Raw genomic sequence first — 22,159 nt, forward strand, 5'->3', positions numbered from 1 at the left:
GCTACATCGCTCCCGTCGCCAGCAGTCCACCGTCCACCCGCACAGTCTCCCCGGTGATCCACCCGGCCGCATCCGAGACGAGGAAGGCGACCAGTTCGGCGACGTCGGCGGGGGTGCCGAGCCGGCGCATGGGGTACCGGGCGGCGGCGCTGTCCTCGCCGTCGGCGACGAGTGCGGCCGCGAACTTCGTCTTCACCACCCCGGGCGCCACCGCGTTGACGCGCACGCCCGGGCCGAGCTGCCAGGCCAGCTCCTCGGTCAGCCGGATCAGCGCCGCCTTCGAAGCCCCGTACGCGGCGATCACCCCGGTCGACCGCAGGCCCGCCACGCTCGCGATGTTGACCACGGACCCGCCGTGCTCACCCATCCATGCGCGGTAGGCCTGCTGCACGAATCCCAGCGCGGCGACGACGTTGACGTCGAAGATCTTGCGGACGGCGTCGAGGTCGGCGTCCATCAGCGCCCCGAAGACGGGGTTGATGCCGGTGTTGTTGATCAGGATGTCCAGGGTGCCGAGCTCGGTGACGGTGCGCCGCACCGCCTCGGCGCGGGCCTCGGCGTCCCCGGCGTTGCCGGGCAGCTCGAGCACCCGTCCGCGGTGACCGAGGGCGCGCAGCTCGCCGGCGGCCTCGGCGAGCGGCTCGGCCTTGCGGGCCGTGAGGGCCACGTTCGCGCCGCGGGCGAGCAGCGCCGCGGCGATCGCCTTGCCGATCCCGCGGCTCGCTCCGGTCACCAGTGCCGTCCGGCCCGTCAGGTCCGAGCCGGCGGGATATAGGGGGGAAGTCGTCATGCCGGGGAACGTAGCGCATCTCACGTCGGGAGTCGGCGCTGCGGACGGTAAAATGAATGGTTCGTGCGCCTGCCCCTGCGGCATCATCGGCAACCGATCCGAAACATCCCTGAGGAGTCCCACGCGTGATCACCGCCACCGATCTGGAAGTCCGCGCCGGCGTGCGGACGCTGCTCTCGGCGCCGGGACCGGCGCTGCGGGTGCAGCCGGGCGACCGGATCGGGTTGGTCGGACGCAACGGCGCCGGCAAGACCACCACCCTGCGCATCCTCGCGGGGGAGGGGGAGCCGTACGCGGGTGCCGTCGTCCGCTCCGGTGACCTGGGGTACCTGCCGCAGGACCCCCGCGAGGGCAACCTCGACGTGCTCGCCAAGGACCGCGTGCTCTCCGCCCGCGGCCTCGACGAGATCCTGCGGGCGATGGAGAAGCAGCAGGCCGTCATGGCCGAGGCCGTCGACGAGAACGTCCGCGACCGGGCGGTGCGCAAGTACGGGTCGCTCGAGGAACGCTTCTCGGCCCTCGGCGGGTACGAGGCCGAATCCGAGGCGGCCCGCATCTGCACCAGCCTCGGCCTGCCGGACCGGGTGCTGGGCCAGCCGCTGCGCACCCTGTCGGGCGGCCAGCGCCGCCGCGTCGAACTGGCCCGCATCCTGTTCGCCGCCTCCGACGGTTCCGGCAAGTCCACCACCACCCTGCTGCTCGACGAGCCCACCAACCACCTCGACGCCGACTCGATCACCTGGTTGCGCGGATTCCTGCAGAACCACGACGGCGGGCTGGTCGTCATCAGCCACGACGTGGACCTGCTCGCCGACGTCGTGAACAAGGTGTGGTTCCTCGACGCGGTGCGCGGTGAGGCCGACATCTACAACATGGGCTGGAAGAAGTACCTCGACGCGCGGGCCACCGACGAGGCGCGCCGTCGCCGCGAACGTGCCAACGCCGAGAAGAAGGCGTCCGCGCTGCGTCAGCAGGCGGCCAAGCTCGGCGCGAAGGCCACCAAGGCCGTCGCCGCGCAGAACATGGCCAAGCGCGCCGACAAGCTGCTCGCCGAACTCGACGAGGTGCGGGTGGCCGACAAGGTGGCCAAGATCCGGTTCCCGGACCCGGCGCCGTGCGGCAAGACCCCGCTCACCGCCGAGAGCCTGACGAAGGTGTACGGCTCGCTGGAGATCTTCACCGGCGTGGACCTGGCGATCGACCGGGGCAGCCGCGTCGTCGTGCTCGGCCTCAACGGTGCCGGCAAGACCACGCTGCTGCGGCTGCTCGCGGGGGTCGAGACCCCGGACGCGGGCGGGCTGGTGCCCGGACACGGCCTGAAGATCGGATACTTCGCCCAGGAGCACGACACCCTCGACGACGATGCGACAGTGTGGGAGAACATCCGGCACGCGGCACCGGACGCGGGGGAGCAGGACCTGCGGGGGCTGCTCGGGGCGTTCATGTTCACCGGCCCCCAGCTCGACCAGCCCGCCGGGACGCTGTCCGGTGGCGAGAAGACCCGCCTGGCGCTGGCCGGGCTCGTGTCCTCCGCGGCGAACGTGTTGCTGCTCGACGAGCCGACCAACAACCTGGACCCGGTCTCGCGGGAACAGGTGCTCGACGCGCTGCGCAGCTACGCCGGTGCGGTCGTGCTCGTCACCCACGATCCCGGGGCCGCCGAAGCGCTCGATCCGGAGCGCGTCATCCTTCTTCCGGACGGCACCGAGGACCACTGGTCGCAGGAGTACCTGGAGCTGATCCAGCTCGCCTGAGCTTCGACCTGCGCGGCGGGTGCGGGCGCATCTCCGGTGCGGAGCCGGGCGGCCGCTGCGGCCCGGACCTGTGCGATTCCTCCCGGTGCCCCGCGCCGTGAACTAGCCTGGGAGGCGGGGCCTTGCCGAGCCGACGGGAGGATCCGATGGCACGCAAATCCGAGCACGCCGGGAGCGTACTGACCAAGGGCACACGGGTCACGGGGGAATCGCGTGACCGTCTGCAGGCAGAACTGAAACGCCGCTACGAGGCCGGGGCGAGCATTCGGACGCTGGCGCAGGAAACGGGCCGTTCCTACGGGTTCGTGCACAACGTGCTCGTGGAGTCCCACGTCGCGCTGCGCGGCCGGGGCGGACCGAACCGGCGCAGCGCGGCACGCGCCTCGACCTGACCGGGTCAGCCGGCGGCGGTGCGCCGCACGGACTCCTCGACCAGGTCCAGTACCGCCGCCAGCTCGCCGTCGGCGGTGCCCGAGGCAAGCCGTGCGATCAGCCCGTCGAGAACCAGGTCCAGGTAGCTGAGCACGACCTCGGTCGGCACGTCGTCGCGCAGCCGGCCGGCCTCGCGTTGCCGTTCGAGCCGGCCCACCGTCGCCTTGGTCAGCTCCGCGGAGTGCTGGGTCCAGGCCTTCGCGAAGTCCGGGTCGGTGCGCAGGCGCCGCGTGATCTCGAGCCGGGTACCGAGCCAGTCGAACTGCTCGGGTGAGGCGAGCATGTCGCGCATCACCTGCACCAGGCCCTGCTCGGCGGCGACGTCGGCCATCCGCGCGGCGTCTTCCTGTGCCAGGGCCAGGAAGAGGCCGTCCTTGTCCTTGAAGTGATGGAAGATCGCGCCGCGGGACAGTCCCGTGGCGTCCTCCAGGCGGCGCACCGTGGCGCCGTCGTAGCCGAACTCGGCGAAGCACCGGCGGGCGCCGGCGAGGATCTGTCTCCGGCGCGCGGCGAGGTGGTCCTCACTGACCTTGGGCACCGCGAACGTCCTTTCGGGGCGGAGACGGCGGGCCCGAGACGAAGTCGCCCCGAGCCCGCCGCCGGTGCACAGCGTGGTCCGCCCGCGGGTGCGGGCGGCCGATCCGGGGGGGTGTCAGCCCCGGATCATGTTGCGCAGCACGTACTGCAGGATGCCGCCGTTGCGGTAGTAGTCCGCCTCGCCGGGGGTGTCGATGCGCACGACCGCGTCGAACTCGACCGTGCTGCCGTCCGCCTTGGTGGCGGTGACGTGCACCGTGCGCGGCGTCGTGCCCTGGTTGAGCTCCTCGATGCCCGCGATGTCGAACACCTCGGTGCCGTCGAGTCCGAGCGACTTCGCCGACTCACCCGCGGGGAACTGCAGCGGGATGACGCCCATGCCGATCAGGTTCGACCGGTGGATGCGCTCGAACGACTCGGTGATGACCGCCTTGACACCGAGCAGGCGGGTGCCCTTGGCGGCCCAGTCGCGGGACGAGCCGGAACCGTACTCCTTGCCGCCCAGGACGACCAGCGGGATGCCGGCCTTCTGGTAGTTCTGCGAGGCGTCGTAGATGAACGCCTGCGGAGCACCGTCCTGCGTGAAGTCGCGGGTGTACCCGCCGGAGACCCCGTCGAGCAGCTGGTTCTGCAGGCGGATGTTCGCGAACGTGCCGCGGATCATCACCTCGTGGTTGCCGCGCCGCGACCCGAGCGAGTTGTAGTCCTTGCGCGCGACCCCGTGGGAGTCGAGGTACTGCGCGGCGGGGGTGCCGGGCTTGATCGGGCCGGCCGGGCTGATGTGGTCGGTGGTGACCGAATCGCCGAGCAGGGCCAGCACGCGGGCACCCTTGATGTCGGAGACCGGAGCCGGATCCATCGTCATGCCGTCGAAGTACGGAGCCTTGCGGACGTAGGTCGAGTTCGCGTCCCACGCGAAGGTGTCGCCCTCCGGGGTCTCCAGGTTCTGCCAGCGGTGATCGCCCTTGAAGACATCGGCGTAGGACTTGCGGAACATGTCCTGGCTGATCGCCGACTTGATGGTGTCGTCGATCTCCTGGGCCGACGGCCAGATGTCCTTCAGGAAGACGTCGTTGCCGTCCTGGTCCTGTCCGAGCGGATCGGTCTCGAAGTCGAAGTCCATCGTGCCCGCCAGGGCGTACGCGATGACGAGCGGCGGGGACGCGAGGTAGTTCATCTTCACGTCGGGGGAGATGCGACCCTCGAAGTTGCGGTTACCGGAGAGCACGGCGGTCACCGACAGGTCGTTGTCGTTGACGGCCTTGGAGATCTCCTCCGGCAGCGGCCCGGTGTTGCCGATGCACGTGGTGCAGCCGTAGCCACCGAGGTAGAACCCGAGCTTCTCGAGGTACGGCCACAGCCCGGCCTTCTCGTAGTAGTCGGAGACGACCTGCGAACCGGGTGCCATGTTGGTCTTGACCCACGGCTTCGACGACAGGCCCTTCTCGACGGCGTTGCGGGCGAGCAGCGCGGCGCCGAGCATCACCGACGGGTTCGAGGTGTTGGTGCACGAGGTGATGCCCGCGACGACGACGGCGCCGTGGTCGAGCACGAACTCGCCACGTTCCTCGGAGACGACCCGCACCGGCTTGGTGGGCCGGCCGTCCGCGCCGTTGGCGGCGGACTGGACGTCGACGGCACCGTCGTCGGCGAAGGACAGCGCGACCGGGTCGGACGCCGGGAAGGACTCCTCGACGGCCTCGTCGAGCTGGGTGTGCTCGACGGGGTGCTGCTCCTCGACGTAGTTGTGGATGTCCTTGCGGAAGGCGGTCTTCGACTCGGTGAGCGGGATGCGGTCCTGCGGGCGCTTCGGGCCGGCGATGGACGGGACCACGGTGCTCAGGTCCAGCTCGAGGTACTCGGAGTAGGCGGGCTCCTTGTCCGCGTCGTGCCACATGCCCTGCTCCTTGGCGTACGCCTCGACGAGCGCGAGCTGCTCGTCGCTGCGGCCGGTCAGGCGCAGGTAGTTGATGGTCTCGCCGTCGATCGGGAAGATCGCGGCGGTGGATCCGAACTCGGGGCTCATGTTGCCCAGGGTGGCGCGGTTGGCCAGCGGCACCTCGGCGACGCCCGCGCCGTAGAACTCGACGAACTTGCCGACGACGCCGTGCTTGCGGAGCATGTCGGTGACCGTGAGGACGACGTCGGTGGCGGTCACGCCCGGCCGGATCTCGCCGGTCAGCTTGAAGCCGACCACGCGCGGGATGAGCATCGAGACCGGCTGGCCGAGCATCGCGGCCTCGGCCTCGATGCCGCCGACGCCCCAGCCGAGCACGCCGAGGCCGTTGACCATCGTGGTGTGCGAGTCGGTGCCGACGCAGGTGTCGGGGTAGGCCTGGCCGTTGCGCACCATCACGGTGGGGGCCAGGTACTCGATGTTGACCTGGTGCACGATGCCCATGCCCGGGGGAACGACCTTGAAGTCGTCGAAGGCGCCCTGGCCCCAGCGCAGGAACTGGTAGCGCTCGCCGTTGCGCTCGTACTCGAGGTCGACGTTGCGCTCGAGGGCGTCGGCCCGGCCGAAGACGTCGAGAATGACCGAGTGGTCGATGACCATGTCGGCGGGGGAGAGCGGGTTGACCTTGTTCGGGTCGCCGCCGAGGGTGGTGACGGCCTCACGCATGGTGGCGAGGTCGACCACGCAGGGCACGCCGGTGAAGTCCTGCATGATCACCCGGGCGGGAGTGAACTGGATCTCGACGCTCGGCTCGGCCGACGGATCCCAGTTCGCGAGGGCGCGGATGTGATCGGCGGTGATGTTCGCACCGTCTTCGGTGCGCAGCAGGTTCTCGGCGAGAACCTTCAGTGCATAGGGCAGCTTCTCGGTGCCGGGAACGGCCGAGAGGCGGAAGATCTCGTACGAGTTCTCTCCGACCTCCAGCGTCCCCTTGGCGCCGAACGAATCAATACTGGTGCTCACGTCAGCTCCACTCGTCGATGAGGCTCGCCGCCGACGGGGCTGTGTCGACGGCCGAAGCGAGGCTCCGCAGCCGGGCCGGGCCGCAGAACAGGGCCGGACGGCGTCGGAGGCGTCTCGCGGCAAGTCTAACAGTACGCTTGTCCTGTGAAGCGGTGGGACGGAACCGCCGATCCGGCGTCCGGCCGCCGCGATCGCCTCGTCGCGTAGGGTACGAACGGCGCCGCACGAGCGGTGGCCGTCGAGTACCACGGAGAGAGATGTCTGCGCCCCTGCCACGTGTCCTGACGCCGTCGGCCACCGACCTCCCGCCGGGCGTCTCGCTCGAGCAGGTCCTCGCCGAGCTCGCCGACGACCAGGTCTCGGCACCCCCGGAGCGCGTCGACGATCTCGTCGCCGTCGTCGAACGCGCGCAGCAGCACGGGATCGACCTGAGCATCGTCGTGCTCGACCGCGATCCGCGTCTCGATTCGCAGCTGCGCGACCTCGCCACGGACGTCGCCGGCGAGGACGGCGGCACCGTGCTCGTGCTCAGCCCCGGCTGGGTGGGCGCGCACAGCGACAGCATCGATCGGGTGGTTCTCGAGTCCGCGCAGGACCGTACCTACACCGGCGACCCGGTCGTCTCGGCGTCGAATTTCGTCGACGCTCTCACCGAGCCCGCGCCGCCCTGGACGTTGCTCACGGTGCTGCTGCTGCTCGCGGTCGCGGGCGCGGCCGGGGCCACGTATCTCGCCAAGGCGGTCCGTCGCCGTCACGACACCGACACGACGACGGCGGCCGCCGACCGGATCCCGCGCTGACGCGACGGAGAATTTTCGCCCCCGACTGTGGCCGTCGTCACAGCTCAGGCCGTTGACACAGGTCTCAGTACGCTTCCGTCTTCTGTGACTGGAGTTTCCTCGGGGTGCGAAGTGTCGTACGGTGCACTTGGCGCTCTTGGGGAAGGGGTGTCACACATACCCGGTGCCGGGTTGCGGTGCGAACCGTGAATCGACGCCGGGCCGTCGAGCGGTGCAACCGCGGCCTCGTCCGCGGTGGATCGCTGCTGCACCGACCCCTTTCCCGGTTGCGCTCGGGTGCGTCCCGCCGGCGCGACCGAGGGAGGGCGATGTGAGGCGTAGCGGAATACGGCAGGCGATGTCCCGGCAGTCGTCGCGGACGCCCCGAAGACGCCGGTTGCCCCGCACGGCGCGGCTGGTCCTCGGCATCGGCCTGGCCGCCTCGCTGATCGCCGGCACTGCCGCGTCCGCCGGGGCGGTCCCGCCCCCGCCACCCAATCCGAGCGATGCCGATCTCGCGGCCGCCGGGGGTGCCGTCGCCGCCGGGCTGGACCAGGTGGGCGGTCTCATCCTCCGCATCGCCGCAGCCGACCAGCACCTCGCCGAACTCGAGAACCAGGTGGCGATCAAACGGGAGAACGTCAACCGCGCCCTGGTCGACCTGCAGTCCGCCCGCGACGCCGCCGACGCCGCCGCCCACGCCGTCACCCTGTCGCAGCAGGCGCTGAAGGACGCGGGCACCCGGATCCGGCAGGCCCAGCAGGACTTCGACGCCTTCGCCCGCGACAGCTACGTCCAGGGCACCAATGTCGCCTCGCTCGCCTCGTTCATCGGCTCCACCGGGCCCGACGATCTGCTCGACCGCGCCCAGATCATGCGTCTGCTCTCCGCGGGCCGCACCGCCGTCCTCGACGCGCTCGAACGTGCCCGCACCGAGCAGGCCAACCGGGACTCGCGAGCGCGCGCCAGCAAGCAGGAAGCGGACGCCGCCGCCGCGGCGGCGGAGGAACGTCGTGCCGCCGCCGAGGCCGCCATCAGCGAGGCGCGCACCGCGCTGGCCGCGCAGACGGCCGAGAAGCAACGCATCGAACAGGACCGCGCACAGGCGCAGGCCGAACTCGACCGGGCCCGCGGCACCGTCACCGGACTCGAGGGTCAGCGCGCGCAGTATGCGGAGTGGGATCGGCAGCGGCAGGCCGAGGAGGCCGCGACGGCGGCGGCCGAGGCTGCCGCGCGGCAGGCGGCGGCCGACGCCGCCCGGCGCGTCGCCGCCGACGCCGACGCCAATGCCCGCGCGGCCGAGTTGGCCAACGGGCAGCGCCCCCACACCCAGATCGACGGCTACGTGCGGCCCCAGGCCGCGGCCGCCGACTCCGGCGAGTCCGAGGTCGGGTTCGAGTCGCCGCTGCCGCCGACCTCCGGCACGACCCGGCCTGGGCGCGCCACGTCCGGGCAGGACGGATCGGACGCCGACGAATCCGGTGCCGACGAATCCGGTGCCGACGAATCCGGTGCCGACGGATCCGGCGCGGACGGGTCGGGTACGGGCGGGTCCGATACCGATGGTGCGGGCAGCGACGGCTCGGGCACCGACGATTCGGGCAGCGACGGCTCGGGCACCGACGATTCGGGCAGCGACGGCTCGGGCAGCGACGGCTCGGGCAGCGACGGCTCGGGCAGCGATGGTGCGGGCACCGACGGCTCGGGCACCGGCGGCTCGGGCGACTCGTCGACCGACGGCAGCGACGAGTCCGGCTCCGAGGACGCGACGAGTCCCGACCGCGCCGACCCGGTGGTGGAGGAGGACACCACCACCACTCCGCCCACCCGCAGCCGGCCCCGGACCAGCCCCGAGCGGGGCTCGACCCTCACCGGCGCGGCCGCCGTCGAGACGGTGATCGACCGGGCGATGTCCCAGATCGGGGTGCCTTACGCGTGGGGCGGTGGCGACGAGAACGGTCCGACCCTCGGCATCCGCGACGGCGGCGTCGCGGACAGCTACGGCGACTACAACAAGGTCGGCTTCGACTGCTCCGGGCTGATGATCTACGCGTTCGCCGGGATCGGGATCTCGCTGCCGCACTACACCGGCTACCAGTACACCGCCGGCGAGCAGGTGCCGTCGGCTCAGATGCGCCGCGGCGACATGATCTTCTACGGCCCGAACGCCAGCCAGCACGTGGGCCTGTACCTGGGCGACGGGCAGATGATCGAAGCCCCGCAGTCGGGTTCGCACGTGAAGATCTCACCGGTACGCTGGGACGGCATGACCCCGTACGTGGTACGGATGGTGTCCTGACACACTGCTCCCACCCGGCCGGAGGAGGCTCGTCCGACACCGGTGACCGCGGGCACCGGCTCGGCGACGGCGCCGACGTCCGCCACCTGGAATAGTGGTGTGGGTAGGTGACTTCCAGCAGCAACGAGGCGAAAGCGGTGGATTCTTGGTGACCTCACGCGAGGGTGGCACGTCGGGCACGGCAACGTCGGACGCGAAGACCGCCGCGTCCGCCCCGACCGGGGAGGCGGGCCGCACGTCGGACCAGGCACACGATGTGCGGCTGCTCGAACAGGCCATCTACGAGGTCAAACGGGTGATCGTCGGTCAGGACCGGCTCGTCGAGCGGATGCTCGTCGGCGTCCTCGCCCGCGGCCATGTGCTGCTCGAGGGAGTCCCCGGCGTGGCGAAGACCCTCGCCGTCGAGACGTTCGCCAAGGTCGTCGGCGGATCGTTCTCGCGGGTGCAGTTCACCCCCGACCTCGTGCCGACCGACCTCGTCGGCACCCGCATCTACCGGCAGGGCCGCGAAGCCTTCGACACCGAACTCGGCCCCGTCGTGGCGAACTTCGTGCTCGCCGACGAGATCAACCGTGCCCCGGCGAAGGTGCAGTCCGCCCTGCTCGAGGTGATGGCCGAACGGCACGTCACGATCGGTGGCCGGACCTTCCCCATGCCGGACCCGTTCCTGGTGATGGCCACCCAGAACCCGATCGAGAACGAGGGCGTGTATCCGCTGCCGGAGGCGCAGCGCGACCGGTTCCTGTTCAAGGTCCTCGTCGACTACCCCACGGTGGAGGAGGAACGCGAGATCGTCTACCGCATGGGGGTGGCGGCACCCGAACCCAAGCAGATCCTCGACAGCGACGAGTTGATCCGCCTGCAGCAGGTCGCCAACCGCGTGTTCGTCCACCACGCCCTCGTCGACTACGTGGTGCGGGTCATCTTCGCCACCCGCGCTCCCGGCGAGATCGGTCTCACCGAGGTCGACGGCTGGATCGCCTACGGAGCGTCCCCGCGGGCGACGCTCGGCATCATCTCCGCCGCGCGGGCCCTGGCGCTGCTGCGCGGCCGCGACTACGTCGTGCCCCAGGACGTCGTCGACGTCATCCCGGACGTGCTGCGGCACCGGCTGGTGCTGTCCTACGACGCCCTCGCCGACGACGTCTCGCCCGACCAGATCATCGCCCGCATCCTGCAGACCGTCGGCATGCCGCAGGTGGCCCCGCAGGCCGAACCGCCCGTCCCCGCCCCGGCGCCGGTCGGGGTCGCGGCCGCGCCGGCGGCAGGGATGCCCGGGCCGGAGGCCGGTGCGGGGCAGCGGTGAGCCGACGCCCCCCGGTCACTCCGCCGACCTTCCGTTCCGGCGAGCTGCGTGACCCCGCCCTGACTGCGGCGCTGCGAACCCTCGAGCTGACGGTGCGGCGCCGCCTCGACGGCGTGCTGCACGGCGACCACCTCGGACTCATCCCGGGCCCCGGCTCCGAGCCCGGCGACGCCCGCGAGTACCAGCCCGGCGACGACGTGCGCCAGATGGACTGGTCCGTCACCGCTCGCACCACCCACCCGCACGTGCGGCAGACCGTCGCCGACCGCGAGCTCGAGACGTGGCTGGCGATCGACCTCTCGCCCAGTCTCGACTTCGGCACCGGGGTCTGTGAGAAGCGGGACCTCGCCGTGGCCGCCGCCGCCGCGGTCGGCTACCTCGCCGGCGGCGGCGGCAACCGGATCGGCGCGGTGGTCGGGACGGGGGCGCACACCCGCCGCGTGCCCGCCCGCGGCGGCCAGCTGCACACGCAGGCGATGCTCCGCGCCATCGCGACGACCCCGCACGCCCCCGACGGCACCCGCGGGGACCTGCGCGGCCTGATCGAGTCGCTGCGGCGCCCGCAGCGGCGCCGCGGCCTCGTCGTCGTCGTCAGCGACTTCCTCGGCCCCCTCGACTGGGAACGGTCGCTGCGTGCCCTCTCCGGCCGGCACGACCTGCTCGCGGTGGAAGTCCTCGACCGCCGCGATCTCGAACTCCCCGACCTCGGCGACGTCGTGCTGCACGACCCCGAAACCGGGCGCACCCGCGAGTTCACCACCACCGAGCAGCTGCGCGCCGACTACGCGCGCGCCGCCACCGAACACCGCGACGCCGTCCGCCGGGCGGTCCGCAGCTGCGGCGCCCCCCTGCTGAGCCTGCGCACCGACCGCAACTGGATCGACGACGTGGTCCGGTTCGTCGCCGCCCGCCGCCACAGCTTCGGCGCGCCCGTGAAGGGGGCCCGGTGAGCATCTCCGACTTCACCGCGCCGTGGTGGCTGCTGTTCCTGGCCGTCGTCCTCGCCCTCGCCGCCGGGTACGTGGCGGTGCAGCGCCGCCGCATGCGGCACACGCTGCGGTTCACCAACTTCGAACTGCTCGAGAAGGTGGCGCCGCAGCGGCCCGGCCGCAGCCGGCACGTCCCGGTCGCGTTGCTGCTGGCCGGTCTCGCGTTGCTCACCGTCGCCGCGGCCGGGCCCACCGCCGAACAGCGGGTCCCGCGCAACCGCGCCACCGTCGTCCTGGTGATCGACGTGTCCTTGTCGATGCAGGCCACCGACGTCGAGCCGACCCGTCTGGCCGCCGCGCAGGCGGCCGCCAAGTCCTTCGCCGACGACCTGACACCCGGCATCAATCTCGGCCTGGTGGCGTTCTCCGGCACCGCGTCGGTGCTCGTCTCGCCCACCACCAACCGGGAGGCCACCAAGACCGCGATCGACAACCTGCAGCTGAGCGAACGCACCGCCACCGGCGAGGCGATCTTCACGGCCCTGCAGTCCGTCGACACCCTCGCCGCGGTGCTCGGCGGCGGCGACCAGGCACCCCCGGCCCGGATCGTGCTGCTCTCGGACGGCAAGCAGACCGTCCCGGAGAGCCCCGACGACCCACGCGGGGGATTCACCGCCGCCCGGCAGGCCGCGGACAAGGACGTGCCCGTCTCGACGATCTCCTTCGGCACCGAGTACGGCACCGTCTCGATCGAGAACGAACGCATCCCGGTTCCGGTGGACGATCCGTCCCTCAAGGAGATCGCAAACCTCTCCGGCGGCACCTTCTTCACCGCGTCGAACCTGCAGGAACTCGAGGACGCCTACAACACCCTCGAGGAACAGATCGGGTACGAGACCACCCGCGGGGACGCCAGCCGCCCCTGGCTGATCCTCGGCGTCCTCGCCGTCACCGGTGGGGTCGGCGCCGCCCTGCTGCTGCGCCAACGCCTGCCCTGACCTGCGTAGCAGCCGGTCCGTCCGCCGCTCGGGGCGCCTTGTTACCGACCCGTACCGCCACCAGATAGGGTTTGACCCCATGACTGACGCAAGCAGCCCCGCCGGATCGCCGCGCCCCGCGGCCACCCCCCGCTCGGTTCTCGTCACCGGTGGCAACCGTGGCATCGGCCTCGCCGTCGCCCGCCGCCTGCAGGCGGACGGCCACAGGGTCGCCGTCACCCACCGCGGCTCCGGCGCCCCGGACGGGCTGTTCGCCGTCCGCTGCGACGTCACCGACAGCGACTCCGTCGACGCCGCGTTCAAGGAGGTCGAAGAGCACCAGGGACCGGTCGAGGTTCTGGTCGCGAACGCCGGCATCACCGACGACACGCTGCTGATGCGGATGACGGAGGACCAGTTCACGAAGGTCGTCGACGCCAACCTCACCGGTGCGTTCCGGTGCGCGAAGCGCGCCAACCGCGCGATGCTGCGAGGGCGCTGGGGCCGGATGATCTTCCTCGGCTCGGTCGTCGGCATGGCCGGTCAGGCGGGGCAGATCAACTACGCGTCCTCGAAGGCCGGCGTCATCGGCCTGGCCCGCTCGGTGACCCGCGAACTCGGCTCGCGGTCGATCACGGCCAACGTCGTCGCGCCCGGCTTCATCGAGACGGACATGACCGCCGAACTCTCCGACGACGTCCGCGACACCGCGAAGAAGTTCATCCCGCTGCAGCGTCTCGGCAGACCCGAGGACGTCGCCGCCGTCGTCAGCTTCCTCGCGTCCGACGACTCCGCGTACGTCTCCGGCGCGGTCATCCCCGTCGACGGCGGCCTCGGCATGGGCCACTGACACCGGCGCACGCCACCACATCCGAAACTCACTGGAGGACCGACACACTCATGGGCGGACTGCTCGAGGGCAAGACCATTCTCGTCACCGGCATCATCACCGACGCCTCCATCGCCTTCCACACCGCGAAGGTCGCGCAGGAACAGGGCGCGAAGGTGATCATCACCGGCTTCGACCGGCTGCGCCTGATCGACCGCATCGCGCAGCGGCTGCCGCAGCCGGTGCCGCCGGCCCTCGAACTCGACGTGCAGAACACCGAGCATCTCGCCACCCTCGCCGACCGGGTGCGCGAACTCGCCCCCGACGGCCTCGACGGCGTGGTGCATTCGATCGGGTTCGCGCCCCGCTCCTGCCTCGGCAGCCCGTTCCTCGACGCGCCGTGGACCGACGTCGCCGTCGCCCTCGAAGTGTCCGCCTACTCCTACGCCGCACTGGCCAAGGCGCTGCTGCCCGTTCTCAGCGACGGTGCGTCCCTGGTCGGCATGGACTTCGACCCGGCCCGGGCCGTGCCCTTCTACAACTGGATGGGCGTGTCCAAGGCCACCCTCGAGTCCGTCAACCGCTACGTCGCCAAGGAGGTCGGCGGCCGCGGCATCCGTTCCAACCTCGTCGCCGCCGGGCCGATCAAGACCCTCGCCGCCAAGGCCATCGCCGGCGACGCCACCGGTCCCGGGGCGGAGATGAACCGGCTCAACGAGGGCTGGTCCGCGGCTGCCCCGATCGGCTGGGACGTCGAGGATCCGACGCCCGTCGCCAAGACCGTGTGCACGGTGCTCTCGGATTGGCTGCCCGGCACCACCGGGTCGATCGTCTACGTCGACGGGGGCTTCCATTCCCAGGTCGGCTTCGGTGCCGGCGCCTAGGGTCGAGCCATGACCCGTACCCCCGAGCCGTACGACGCGCTGCTGGTGCTCTCGTTCGGCGGCCCGGAAGGGCCGGACGACGTGCGCCCGTTCCTCGAGAACGTCACCCGCGGGCGGGGGGTGCCACCCGAACGCCTCGACGAGGTCGCCGAGCACTACCTGCACTTCGGCGGTGTGTCCCCGATCAACGCCCTCAACCGCGACCTCATCGCGCGTCTCGAGGTGGATTTCGCCGCCGCCGGGCTGGACCTGCCGATCTACTTCGGCAACCGCAACTGGCACCCGATGATCGAGGACACCGTCGCGGCCATGCGCGGCGACGGGGTGCGCAACGCCCTGGTGTTCCCGACCTCGGCCTGGGGTGGCTATTCGGGGTGCCGGCAGTATCACGAGGACATCGCCCGCGCCCGCGCCGCCGTCGGCGACGACGCGCCCGCGCTGACCAAGCTGCGGCACTTCTACGATCATCCGCTCTTCCTCGCCGCCGTCGCCGACGCCGTCGCCGCGGCCCGGGCCCAGCTGCCCGCCGACCGTCGCGACGCGGCGCGCCTGGTGTTCACCGCGCACTCGGTGCCCACCGCCGCCGACGCCACCGGTGGCCCCCCCGATCTGGGTGGGCACCTCTACAGCCGGCAGGTCGCCGAGGCGGCCCGCCTGGTCGCCACCGCCACCGGCACCGGCGACCACGACCTGGTGTGGCAGTCCCGGTCCGGACCCCCGCAGGTGCCGTGGCTCGAGCCGGACATCGTCGACCACCTCGACGCTCTGCACGCCCGCGGCATCGACGCGGTCGTCGTCGTGCCGGTCGGATTCGTCTCCGACCACCTCGAGGTCGTCTGGGATCTCGACACCGAGGCGCGCGACCGGGCCGCGGAACTCGGCATGGCATTCGTCCGCGCCGCCACCGCCGGCACCGACCCGCGGTTCGTGCAGATGGTGCGTGAGCTGGTGCGCGAACGCCTCGACGGTGCCGCCCCCGTGCGGCGCGGCACCGAACCGCTGCTCGGCGTCGGGTGCAACGGTGAGCTCTGCGCCCCCGAATGCTGCCGGCCCCCGGCACGGCCGCGCCGCTGACCGGGCGGGCCCGGCCCGCGGGCCCGGCGTGCGGGCTCCGGCCGACAGCCACCACCTGCCGCGCCGGGTCGACTCGCCGACCGTGCTGCCCGGTGCCCCGAGCCGGACGGGCAGGCGGTCGCGCCGATATCGGGCTCGGCCGCCACGACCCGGGGGAAGATGTCGGCATGACCGTCGACGACGCCGCCCTCACCCGCGTCGAGGTCTTCCTCGTCGCCACCGTCGCGACCGTGCTCGTCACCCGCGGCTACCTCGCCGCGACCGGCTATCCGCAGATCGGCGGCGGCACCCTGCACATCGCGCACGTGCTGTGGGGTGGGCTGCTCATGGCCGTCGCCCTCGTCGGCGCCCTGATCCGGCACGGCAGCCGGGTGCGGATGCGCGCCGCGCTGCTCGGGGGGATCGGCTTCGGGCTGTTCCTCGACGAGGTCGGCAAGTTCCTCAGCACCGACGTCGACTACTTCTTCCGGCCCGCCGTGGCCGTGATGTACGTGGTGCTCGTCGCGTTCTACCTCGGTGCCCGCGTGGCACTGGCGCGGCGCGGCCCGACCGACCGGCAGCGCCTCGCCGTCGGTTTCGAGGCGCTGACCGATCTCGTGCTCGGCCGGCTCGACGAGCTCGGGCGCCGCCGCGCGCTGGACGTCCTGGCAGGGGTTCAGGATCCGGCGCAGCGTGAGCTGGCCGGCTCGGTACGGGCCGCGCTGGCCGCGCCGGTCGCGGCGACGACCGGATTCGACGGGCGCATCGCCGCGGCCCGGGACCGGATCGAGCATCGGGTCACGGCCTGGGCGGCGACCGCCGCGGCCCGCCGGCTCGTGCTGGTGGTGTTCGCCGTGCACGCCGCCCACACCCTCGTCGGACTGGCGATCGTACTGGCCGGGTCGGGGTGGGAGGCCGAGGACGCCGGCATCTCCGAGATCGGCGCCGAACTCTCCGGTGCCGTGAGCGCCGTGCTGATCGTGGCCGGACTCTGGCAGCTCGCGCGGCACCGCGATCTGTCCGCGCTGCGGCTGCTGTACGCCTCCGTCGCGGTGAACCTGCTCGTCACCCAAGTGTTCCTGTTCGACCTGCGCCAGTTCGGCGCGCTGGCCGGGTTCGCGGTGTCGTTGCTGCTGCTGATCGTGGTGCGGGCGGCGATCCGGACGGAGAAGAGCGCCATCGTGCTGGGGGACGTCCCGGGCGGGGTGTCGCCAGCAGTGCGTCAGGCGTGATGGCCGGCCCGGACCGTGGCCGCCACCGCCCCGAGGCGGGCGGCGCGCACGGCGGCCCACAGCGGGCGCAGCGCCTGCTCCCGCGCCGCCTGCCCGGTGGCCGAGGCCGCGTCCGGTTCCGCGCCGCGGCCGGCGACGGTGAGGATCGCCGCGACCTGATCGGCCGAGTCGAGGATGCGGGCGGCGCGTTCGGGCATCGACTCCGGATAGCGGTGCCGCGCATGCTCGGCGATCTCGGCTGCGATCTGCTCCCGGGGATCGGCGGCGCGGCCGCCGGCGCCCACGGTCAGCACCCCGCCCACCCTGGTCGCGGCCTCCCGCACCGCCTCGCGCATGGCGAACTCGGCCTCCCCGAGGCCGGGCTCGGCGGGCGGCTCGGGCACCGCCGGGACCGCGAACAGGGTCCAGCGCAGCACGTCCGGGCCCTCCACGGAGGGGACGAAGCCGAGACCGGGTGTTCCGGGTGCGCCCGCGAGCACCGCCTCGCCGGCCGCGACCGCGGCGCGGGCCAGCGCGGTGCCCGGGGGCAGGCCGCGCACGTCGCCGGGGGCGGGCAGCACCAGCCGGATCCCGTCCGCGCCGGCCGGGTCGGCCCGGCGCAGCGCGGTGAGCAGCACGGCGGCGCCGTCGACGGGGGAGCGTGCGGGCACGCCGGAGACGTCGCCGGCGGGCTCGTCGTGGGAGACCACCAGGTGCAGCGGCGCCCAGGCGTGCAGGGCGTCGAGGACGTCGTCGGGCGCGGCGTGTCCGGCCAGCCAGGAACCGGCCCACACCGTCAGGGTCTGACCGGGGGAACTCACGGTTTCCGAGCATAGGCGCCGTCGCGACGGCGCAGTCACGACCGTCGGCGTGCCCTCCCGCGGCTGCGGCCGCGGCGGCCCTAACGTGGCGCGGGTGAGTCCCGACATGTACGGCGGCGACATCTTCGCCGGCCATCCGCGCGCCCGTAGACCCGCAGTTCCCGAGGTGGCTGCCGAGAAGGACCTCGTGGTCGAGGACGCCGCGTCCGGGTGGTGCGGTGCAGTCGTCGGCTTCGAGCGCACCTACGACGGCGACTTCGTCCGGCTCGAGGACGCCGCGCGGCGCACCCGGTTGTTCGCGCTGCGTCCGGCGGCGTTCCTCCTCGACGGCCGCCCGGTGACCCTGGTGCGGCCCACGCCGCACCCCGCGGCGGCCGGCGCCGGCCGGTCCGCGTCCGGGTCGACCAAGGTCGCCGGGCTGCGGGCGCGGGTCGCGCGCGGCAGCCGGATCTGGGTGGAGGGGGTGCACGACGCCGCCCTGGTGGAACGGGTGTGGGGGCACGATCTGCGTGTCGAGGGTGTCGTGGTCGAACAGCTCGAGGGTCTCGACAATCTGGGGGAGCGGCTCGCCGGGTTCGCCCCCGGTCCCGGTCGCCGGGTGGGGGTGCTCGCCGACCACCTCGTCGCCGGTTCCAAGGAGGAGCGGCTGACCGCGAATCTGGGGCCGCACGTGCTCGTCACCGGGCATCCGTTCGTCGACGTGTGGCAGGCGGTGCGGCCGAAGGCGCTGGGCATCGAGGCGTGGCCGACGATTCCGCGTGGGCAGGACTGGAAGACCGGGGTGTGCCGGGCGCTGGGGTGGGGCAGCCCGCAGGACGGGTGGCGTCGCGTCTATTCGGCGGTGTCGAGCTTCCGCGATCTCGAGGCGCCGCTGATCGGGGCGGTCGAGCAGCTCGTCGATTTCGTCACCGAGCCCGCCGGGGACTGACGGCACCGCGGCCCTGGCCTGCGGTTCCACCCGGGATGTCCGATTTGTGGTTGGATGGCGTCGTGTCGGCATTGATTTGGCTGATCGCCGGGCTGGTGCTCGCCGCCGCGGAGGCGTTGACGGGCGATTTCGTCCTGCTGATGCTCGGTGCGGCCGCTCTGGCCACGGCGGGGGTGTCCGCTGCGACGGACCTGCCGGTGTGGGCCGACGCGTTGGTGTTCGCGGTCTCGTCGCTCGTGCTGCTGGGCGGGGTGCGGCCGGTGCTGCGCCGCCGCTACGCGCTGCCACCGGCGAAGGCGACGAACGTGGACGCCCTGCCGGGCAAGCAGGCGCTGGTGCTCGAGGAGGTGGCCGCGCATTCCGGGCAGGTGAAGCTGGACGGGGAGGTGTGGACGGCGCGTCCGCTCGACGTCACCGAGGTGTACCCGCCCGGCACGACCGTGACCGTGATGCAGATCGACGGCGCGACGGCCGTCGTGTGGAAGGGACCGTAGATGGAAGCGCTGATCGTGCTCGCCGTTGTCGTGGCGTTCGTCGCGCTGGTGGTCGTCAAATCGGTGGCGCTGGTGCCGCAGGCCGAGGCCGCGGTGATCGAGCGGCTGGGCCGGTACTACCGGACGGTGTCGGGTCAGCTGACGTTCCTGGTCCCGTTCGTGGACCGGATCCGGGCCAAGGTGGATCTGCGCGAGCGGGTGGTCTCGTTCCCGCCGCAACCGGTGATCACCCAGGACAACCTCACCCTGAGCATCGACACGGTCGTGTACTTCCAGGTGACGAACCCGCAGGCGGCGGTGTACGAGATCAGCAACTACATCGCGGCGGTGGAGCAGTTGACGGTGACCACGCTGCGCAACGTGGTCGGCGGCATGACCCTGGAGGAGACGCTCACCTCCCGCGACTCGATCAACGGCCAGCTGCGCGGGGTGCTCGACGAGGCGACCGGCCGCTGGGGTCTGCGGGTGGCCCGGGTCGAGCTCAAGAGCATCGATCCGCCTCCGTCGATCCAGGAGTCGATGGAGAAGCAGATGAAGGCGGACCGCGAGAAGCGGGCGATGATCCTCACCGCCGAGGGGCATCGGGAGTCGGCGATCAAGACCGCCGAGGGTGACAAGCAGTCCCGGATCCTGTCGGCCGAGGGTGCCAAGCAGGCGGCCATCCTCGAGGCGGAGGCGGACCGCCAGTCGCGGATCCTGCGCGCTCAGGGTGACCGCGCCGCGAAGTACCTCGAGGCGCAGGGTCAGGCGAAGGCCATCGAGAAGGTGTTCGCGGCGATCAAGTCCGGCCGGCCCACCCCGGAGTTGCTCGCCTACCAGTACCTGCAGACGCTGCCGCAGATGGCGCAGGGCGACGCGAACAAGGTGTGGATGGTGCCGAGCGACTTCGGGGACGCCCTCAAGGGCTTCGCCCGGCATCTCGGCGCGCCGGGCGAGGACGGGGTGTTCCGCTTCGAGCCCAGCCCGGTCGACGAGCGGCTCCCGCGACCGGAGGAGGACACCGACGAGGTGGCCGACTGGTTCTCCACCGCGCGTGATCCGGAGGTCGCGCAGGCCGTCGCCGCCGCGGAGGCCGTCGCCCGCAAACCGGTCGATCCGGCGGTGCACAACCCGACCGGCGCCGAACGCCGGGGCGGGGAGCCCCCGTCGGCGGCGTTGCCGCCGTCCGAGCCGATCACGGGCGGATGGGTGCAGCCGCAGCCCGGGCAACGGCACGGCGAACCCCAGTGACCTGGACCCGGTGACCTGAACCCCGGGACCCGGATCCCGGGGTTGCGCGGCCGCTCAGGTGAGCAGGCCCCGTCCCACCCCGCACACCGCGATCGCCCACAGCACGCTGGTGAAGGTGCCGATGATGAACTGCTCCGAGGCCTGGGGTTCGCGCAGTTCGGGATAACGCGCGAGGCCCTTGACGGCGAGCACGACGGCGATGCCCTCCGGCCATCCGGCCAGGATCGCGGCGGCGACCGCCGCCCGCTCCAGCAGGCCGATCACCCGGCCGCCGCGCAGCGGTCCGGGCGGCGGTTCGGGTCCGGCCGGTGACGGCGGGACCGGTCCCGCATCGGGTTGCCGCCGTGCGATGCGGAACGAGGCCAGCACGGCGGGGCCGCCGCCGGTGACCGCCGCCGCGGTCGTGAGCACGAGGGTCGCGGCCAGGGCGACGCCACGGACGGCGGGGGTGGCGGTCGCGGCGAGCGCGGCACCGGCAAGGGCCGCCACCGCGAGTCCGGCGACGAGCCACACGGGGGTGCCGCGGCGCAGGCCGAGGGCCGGGACCAGCGCGGCGACGGCGAGCAGAACCAGGGTGACGACGGTCAACGATCGGCCCTTTCCAGGAGACGGCGGGCGAGGTCGCGGCCGGCCGGTTCGGCCTGCCATCCGGCGGCGGCCAGACGCTGCGACACCGCCTGGGTGCTGATGCCGAGTCGCGTGGCGGCCTCGGCCTGGGTGAGCCCGCGGCGGACGAGTTCGACGGCCTCGTGCCCGGCATCGGAGCGGCGGGTCACCAGCAGCGCCGTCAGGGTGAGGGCGGCGTCCGCGTCGGCGGCCGCGGCGGCGTCCGGTCCCTCCACCGCGACCCGGGCGGGTGCGTTCTTGGCGCGGTCGACGGCGCGGCGGGCATGTTCGAAGGCCGGGCCGCGGCCGGCGCGGGTCTGCGCGGGCAAGGGCTGCTCGACGGGGCCGACGCCGATGCCGACGCTCCAGTGGCCGCGGCGGACGAGGTCGAGGGCGAGATCGACCACGACGGCCGGGTCGGCTGCGACGGCCTGCACCTCGTCGCCGGCGGTGCGTTCGAAGGGGCGGAGCAGCTCGGCGCCGCGCAGCTCGCCGAGCAGGTCCGCGACCCGGTCGACGTCCCGTCGGCTGCCGCGCTGATCGACAGTCAACACGAACATCCATCAAGGATGGGGACTTGAATGGTAAAAATCAAGCTTCAGGGCTTGATGGCACGGTGGTGGTCGCGGGGCGGGGCGCCGGGAGGCGGGACTCGAGCCACAGTCCCGAAGCGCCGACGGCGATGCACACCGCCGAAATCCCCAGGAGTGCCGGATGGGTGCGTCCCGTGAGGGCGTCGCCGAGCAGGACCACCCCTACCGTGCCCGGCAGGATGCCGGCGGCGGTGGCCAGCGCGTACGGGACCACCCGCACCGACGAGATCCCGCAGCAGTAGTTGACCACCGCGAACGGTAGGGGCGCGATCAGCCGCAGCGACCCCACCGCCAGCCAGCCACGCCGCGCCAGTCGCTCGTCGACCGCCTGGACCGTGGGGTGGCTCAGATGCTCCTCGACCACCCCGCGGCCGATCGCACGCACCAGCAGCAGCGCCAGCACGGCGCTGACGGTCGTGGCGGCGACGGTCACCGCGATGCCCGTCGCCGACCCGAACAGCACCCCGGCGCTGAGGGTGAAGATCGTGCGGGGGAACGGGGCCACGGTCACCACGGCGTGGATCAGGAAGAACAGCAGCGGAAGCAGCGGCCCGGCCGCCTCGGCCCAGGCGCGCACCTCGGCGACGGACGGGTGGGGCAGGAGCAGGGCGACGAGTGCGAGGACGGCCAGCGCGGCCGCCGCCGCGAGAATCCGCCGGTCCCGCAGCATCTTCGTCACGACCGGTCACGATACCGGGCTTCGCGCGCCGGGGCGCGGCCGTGCACGGCCGGGGGCGGGGCCCCTCGGGCCGTCGCGCCGGCGCCCGGTAGATTCCTTAGGCGACGA

At 72.4% G+C, this 22,159-nt stretch carries 21 protein-coding genes; 14 read left to right on the forward strand and 7 right to left on the reverse strand.

What is annotated here, in order from left to right; all coding sequences use genetic code 11:
* Nucleotide 1 precedes the first annotated feature (1 nt).
* Entirely contained in the window at nt 2-790 is a 789-nt protein-coding gene (locus ACWPQI_RS11975; RefSeq protein WP_026138110.1) for an SDR family oxidoreductase, read from the reverse strand.
* A 125-nt stretch (nt 791-915) separates the two neighbouring features.
* Here ACWPQI_RS11975 and ACWPQI_RS11980 point away from each other — a divergent pair, with 125 nt between their 5' ends.
* A complete protein-coding gene (locus ACWPQI_RS11980; protein WP_017682210.1) occupies nt 916-2,544 on the forward strand; it encodes an ABC-F family ATP-binding cassette domain-containing protein in 1,629 nt (542 codons plus the stop codon).
* A gap of 146 nt (nt 2,545-2,690) precedes the next feature.
* Entirely contained in the window at nt 2,691-2,936 is a 246-nt protein-coding gene (locus ACWPQI_RS11985) for a helix-turn-helix domain-containing protein (protein WP_010595070.1), read from the forward strand.
* Between the two features lie 5 nt (nt 2,937-2,941).
* On the opposite strand, the gene ACWPQI_RS11990 is transcribed toward ACWPQI_RS11985, so the two are convergent.
* Together ACWPQI_RS11990 and acnA are read right to left on the reverse strand one after the other, a co-directional pair.
* Nucleotides 2,942-3,514 carry a TetR/AcrR family transcriptional regulator gene (locus tag ACWPQI_RS11990; protein ID WP_010595069.1) on the reverse strand — a complete coding sequence of 191 codons (573 nt, stop codon included), beginning with the start codon at nt 3,512-3,514 and terminating at the stop codon, nt 2,942-2,944.
* Nucleotides 3,515-3,628: 114 nt separating this feature from the next.
* Complete coding sequence (gene acnA, locus ACWPQI_RS11995; RefSeq protein WP_010595068.1) at nt 3,629-6,433, reverse strand: aconitate hydratase AcnA; 2,805 nt, start codon at nt 6,431-6,433, stop codon at nt 3,629-3,631.
* Between the two features lie 257 nt (nt 6,434-6,690).
* On the opposite strand from acnA, the gene ACWPQI_RS12000 reads away from it, so the two are divergent.
* The 9 genes from ACWPQI_RS12000 to ACWPQI_RS12040 all read left to right on the forward strand — a co-directional run bounded on the left by ACWPQI_RS12000 (nt 6,691) and on the right by ACWPQI_RS12040 (nt 16,721).
* On the forward strand, nt 6,691-7,233 hold the full coding sequence (locus ACWPQI_RS12000; RefSeq protein ID WP_010595067.1) for an Rv1476 family membrane protein: 543 nt from the start codon (nt 6,691-6,693) through the stop codon (nt 7,231-7,233).
* Between the two features lie 337 nt (nt 7,234-7,570).
* A complete protein-coding gene (locus tag ACWPQI_RS12005; RefSeq protein ID WP_210062870.1) occupies nt 7,571-9,511 on the forward strand; it encodes an NlpC/P60 family protein in 1,941 nt (646 codons plus the stop codon).
* Between the two features lie 148 nt (nt 9,512-9,659).
* A complete protein-coding gene (locus tag ACWPQI_RS12010) occupies nt 9,660-10,817 on the forward strand; it encodes an AAA family ATPase (RefSeq protein WP_010595064.1) in 1,158 nt (385 codons plus the stop codon).
* On the forward strand, nt 10,814-11,767 hold the full coding sequence (locus ACWPQI_RS12015; RefSeq protein ID WP_010595063.1) for a DUF58 domain-containing protein: 954 nt from the start codon (nt 10,814-10,816) through the stop codon (nt 11,765-11,767). Before ACWPQI_RS12010 ends, ACWPQI_RS12015 begins: the two co-directional genes overlap by 4 nt.
* Nucleotides 11,764-12,744 carry a VWA domain-containing protein gene (locus tag ACWPQI_RS12020; RefSeq protein ID WP_010595062.1) on the forward strand — a complete coding sequence of 327 codons (981 nt, stop codon included), beginning with the start codon at nt 11,764-11,766 and terminating at the stop codon, nt 12,742-12,744. The genes ACWPQI_RS12015 and ACWPQI_RS12020 overlap by 4 nt, the downstream gene beginning before the upstream one ends.
* 79 nt (nt 12,745-12,823) lie before the next feature.
* The gene (gene fabG1, locus ACWPQI_RS12025) at nt 12,824-13,573 is read left to right on the forward strand and encodes a 3-oxoacyl-ACP reductase FabG1 (protein WP_010595061.1); all 750 of its coding nucleotides are present in this window, start codon (nt 12,824-12,826) and stop codon (nt 13,571-13,573) included.
* Between the two features lie 50 nt (nt 13,574-13,623).
* Nucleotides 13,624-14,436: an NADH-dependent enoyl-ACP reductase InhA gene (gene inhA / locus ACWPQI_RS12030; RefSeq protein WP_017682356.1), complete on the forward strand. Its 813-nt coding sequence runs from the start codon at nt 13,624-13,626 to the stop codon at nt 14,434-14,436.
* A gap of 9 nt (nt 14,437-14,445) precedes the next feature.
* Complete coding sequence (locus ACWPQI_RS12035; RefSeq protein WP_010595058.1) at nt 14,446-15,510, forward strand: ferrochelatase; 1,065 nt, start codon at nt 14,446-14,448, stop codon at nt 15,508-15,510.
* 167 nt (nt 15,511-15,677) lie between these two features.
* A complete protein-coding gene (locus tag ACWPQI_RS12040) occupies nt 15,678-16,721 on the forward strand; it encodes a hypothetical protein (RefSeq protein ID WP_432794051.1) in 1,044 nt (347 codons plus the stop codon).
* Here ACWPQI_RS12040 and ACWPQI_RS12045 read toward each other — a convergent pair.
* Nucleotides 16,712-17,521: a hypothetical protein gene (locus tag ACWPQI_RS12045; RefSeq protein ID WP_010595056.1), complete on the reverse strand. Its 810-nt coding sequence runs from the start codon at nt 17,519-17,521 to the stop codon at nt 16,712-16,714. The genes ACWPQI_RS12040 and ACWPQI_RS12045 overlap by 10 nt on opposite strands.
* A 106-nt stretch (nt 17,522-17,627) precedes the next feature.
* Between ACWPQI_RS12045 and ACWPQI_RS12050 the strand changes: the two genes are divergently transcribed.
* From ACWPQI_RS12050 to ACWPQI_RS12060, 3 genes are all read left to right on the forward strand, one after another.
* Nucleotides 17,628-18,449 carry a DUF3097 domain-containing protein gene (locus tag ACWPQI_RS12050; RefSeq protein ID WP_010595055.1) on the forward strand — a complete coding sequence of 274 codons (822 nt, stop codon included), beginning with the start codon at nt 17,628-17,630 and terminating at the stop codon, nt 18,447-18,449.
* A gap of 62 nt (nt 18,450-18,511) precedes the next feature.
* The gene (locus ACWPQI_RS12055) at nt 18,512-18,943 is read left to right on the forward strand and encodes an NfeD family protein (RefSeq protein WP_003934930.1); all 432 of its coding nucleotides are present in this window, start codon (nt 18,512-18,514) and stop codon (nt 18,941-18,943) included.
* Nucleotides 18,944-20,173, forward strand: coding sequence for an SPFH domain-containing protein (locus ACWPQI_RS12060; RefSeq protein ID WP_010595054.1), 1,230 nt, complete (start codon nt 18,944-18,946; stop codon nt 20,171-20,173).
* A 54-nt stretch (nt 20,174-20,227) separates the two neighbouring features.
* On the opposite strand, the gene ACWPQI_RS12065 is transcribed toward ACWPQI_RS12060, so the two are convergent.
* From ACWPQI_RS12065 to ACWPQI_RS12075, 3 genes are read right to left on the reverse strand one after another with little or no spacing between them, the layout of a single operon-like run.
* Nucleotides 20,228-20,761 (reverse strand): hypothetical protein, encoded by a 534-nt coding sequence (locus ACWPQI_RS12065; protein ID WP_395704497.1) that lies wholly within the window; start codon nt 20,759-20,761, stop codon nt 20,228-20,230.
* The gene (locus ACWPQI_RS12070) at nt 20,758-21,339 is read right to left on the reverse strand and encodes a hypothetical protein (protein ID WP_010595051.1); all 582 of its coding nucleotides are present in this window, start codon (nt 21,337-21,339) and stop codon (nt 20,758-20,760) included. The genes ACWPQI_RS12065 and ACWPQI_RS12070 overlap by 4 nt, the downstream gene beginning before the upstream one ends.
* Nucleotides 21,340-21,370: 31 nt before the next feature.
* Nucleotides 21,371-22,051, reverse strand: a complete 681-nt coding sequence (locus ACWPQI_RS12075; protein ID WP_082335510.1) for a TVP38/TMEM64 family protein — start codon at nt 22,049-22,051, stop codon at nt 21,371-21,373.
* Between the last annotated feature and the right edge of the window lie 108 nt (nt 22,052-22,159).

The organism is Rhodococcus sp. LMD, from assembly GCF_056108245.1.

Bases quoted from the DNA above. Each gene is read 5' to 3' on its own strand.
- ACWPQI_RS12050 (WP_010595055.1), top strand. From the start codon at position 17,628: ATGTACGGCGGCGACATCTTCGCCGGCCATCCGCGCGCCCGTAGACCC.
- ACWPQI_RS11975 (WP_026138110.1), bottom strand. From the start codon at position 790: ATGACGACTTCCCCCCTATATCCCGCCGGCTCGGACCTGACGGGCCGG.
- ACWPQI_RS12070 (WP_010595051.1), bottom strand. From the start codon at position 21,339: ATGTTCGTGTTGACTGTCGATCAGCGCGGCAGCCGACGGGACGTCGAC.
- ACWPQI_RS11985 (WP_010595070.1), top strand. From the start codon at position 2,691: ATGGCACGCAAATCCGAGCACGCCGGGAGCGTACTGACCAAGGGCACA.
- ACWPQI_RS12000 (WP_010595067.1), top strand. From the start codon at position 6,691: ATGTCTGCGCCCCTGCCACGTGTCCTGACGCCGTCGGCCACCGACCTC.
- ACWPQI_RS12040 (WP_432794051.1), top strand. From the start codon at position 15,678: ATGACCGTCGACGACGCCGCCCTCACCCGCGTCGAGGTCTTCCTCGTC.
- ACWPQI_RS12035 (WP_010595058.1), top strand. From the start codon at position 14,446: ATGACCCGTACCCCCGAGCCGTACGACGCGCTGCTGGTGCTCTCGTTC.
- fabG1 (WP_010595061.1), top strand. From the start codon at position 12,824: ATGACTGACGCAAGCAGCCCCGCCGGATCGCCGCGCCCCGCGGCCACC.
- ACWPQI_RS12060 (WP_010595054.1), top strand. From the start codon at position 18,944: ATGGAAGCGCTGATCGTGCTCGCCGTTGTCGTGGCGTTCGTCGCGCTG.
- ACWPQI_RS12005 (WP_210062870.1), top strand. From the start codon at position 7,571: ATGTCCCGGCAGTCGTCGCGGACGCCCCGAAGACGCCGGTTGCCCCGC.
- inhA (WP_017682356.1), top strand. From the start codon at position 13,624: ATGGGCGGACTGCTCGAGGGCAAGACCATTCTCGTCACCGGCATCATC.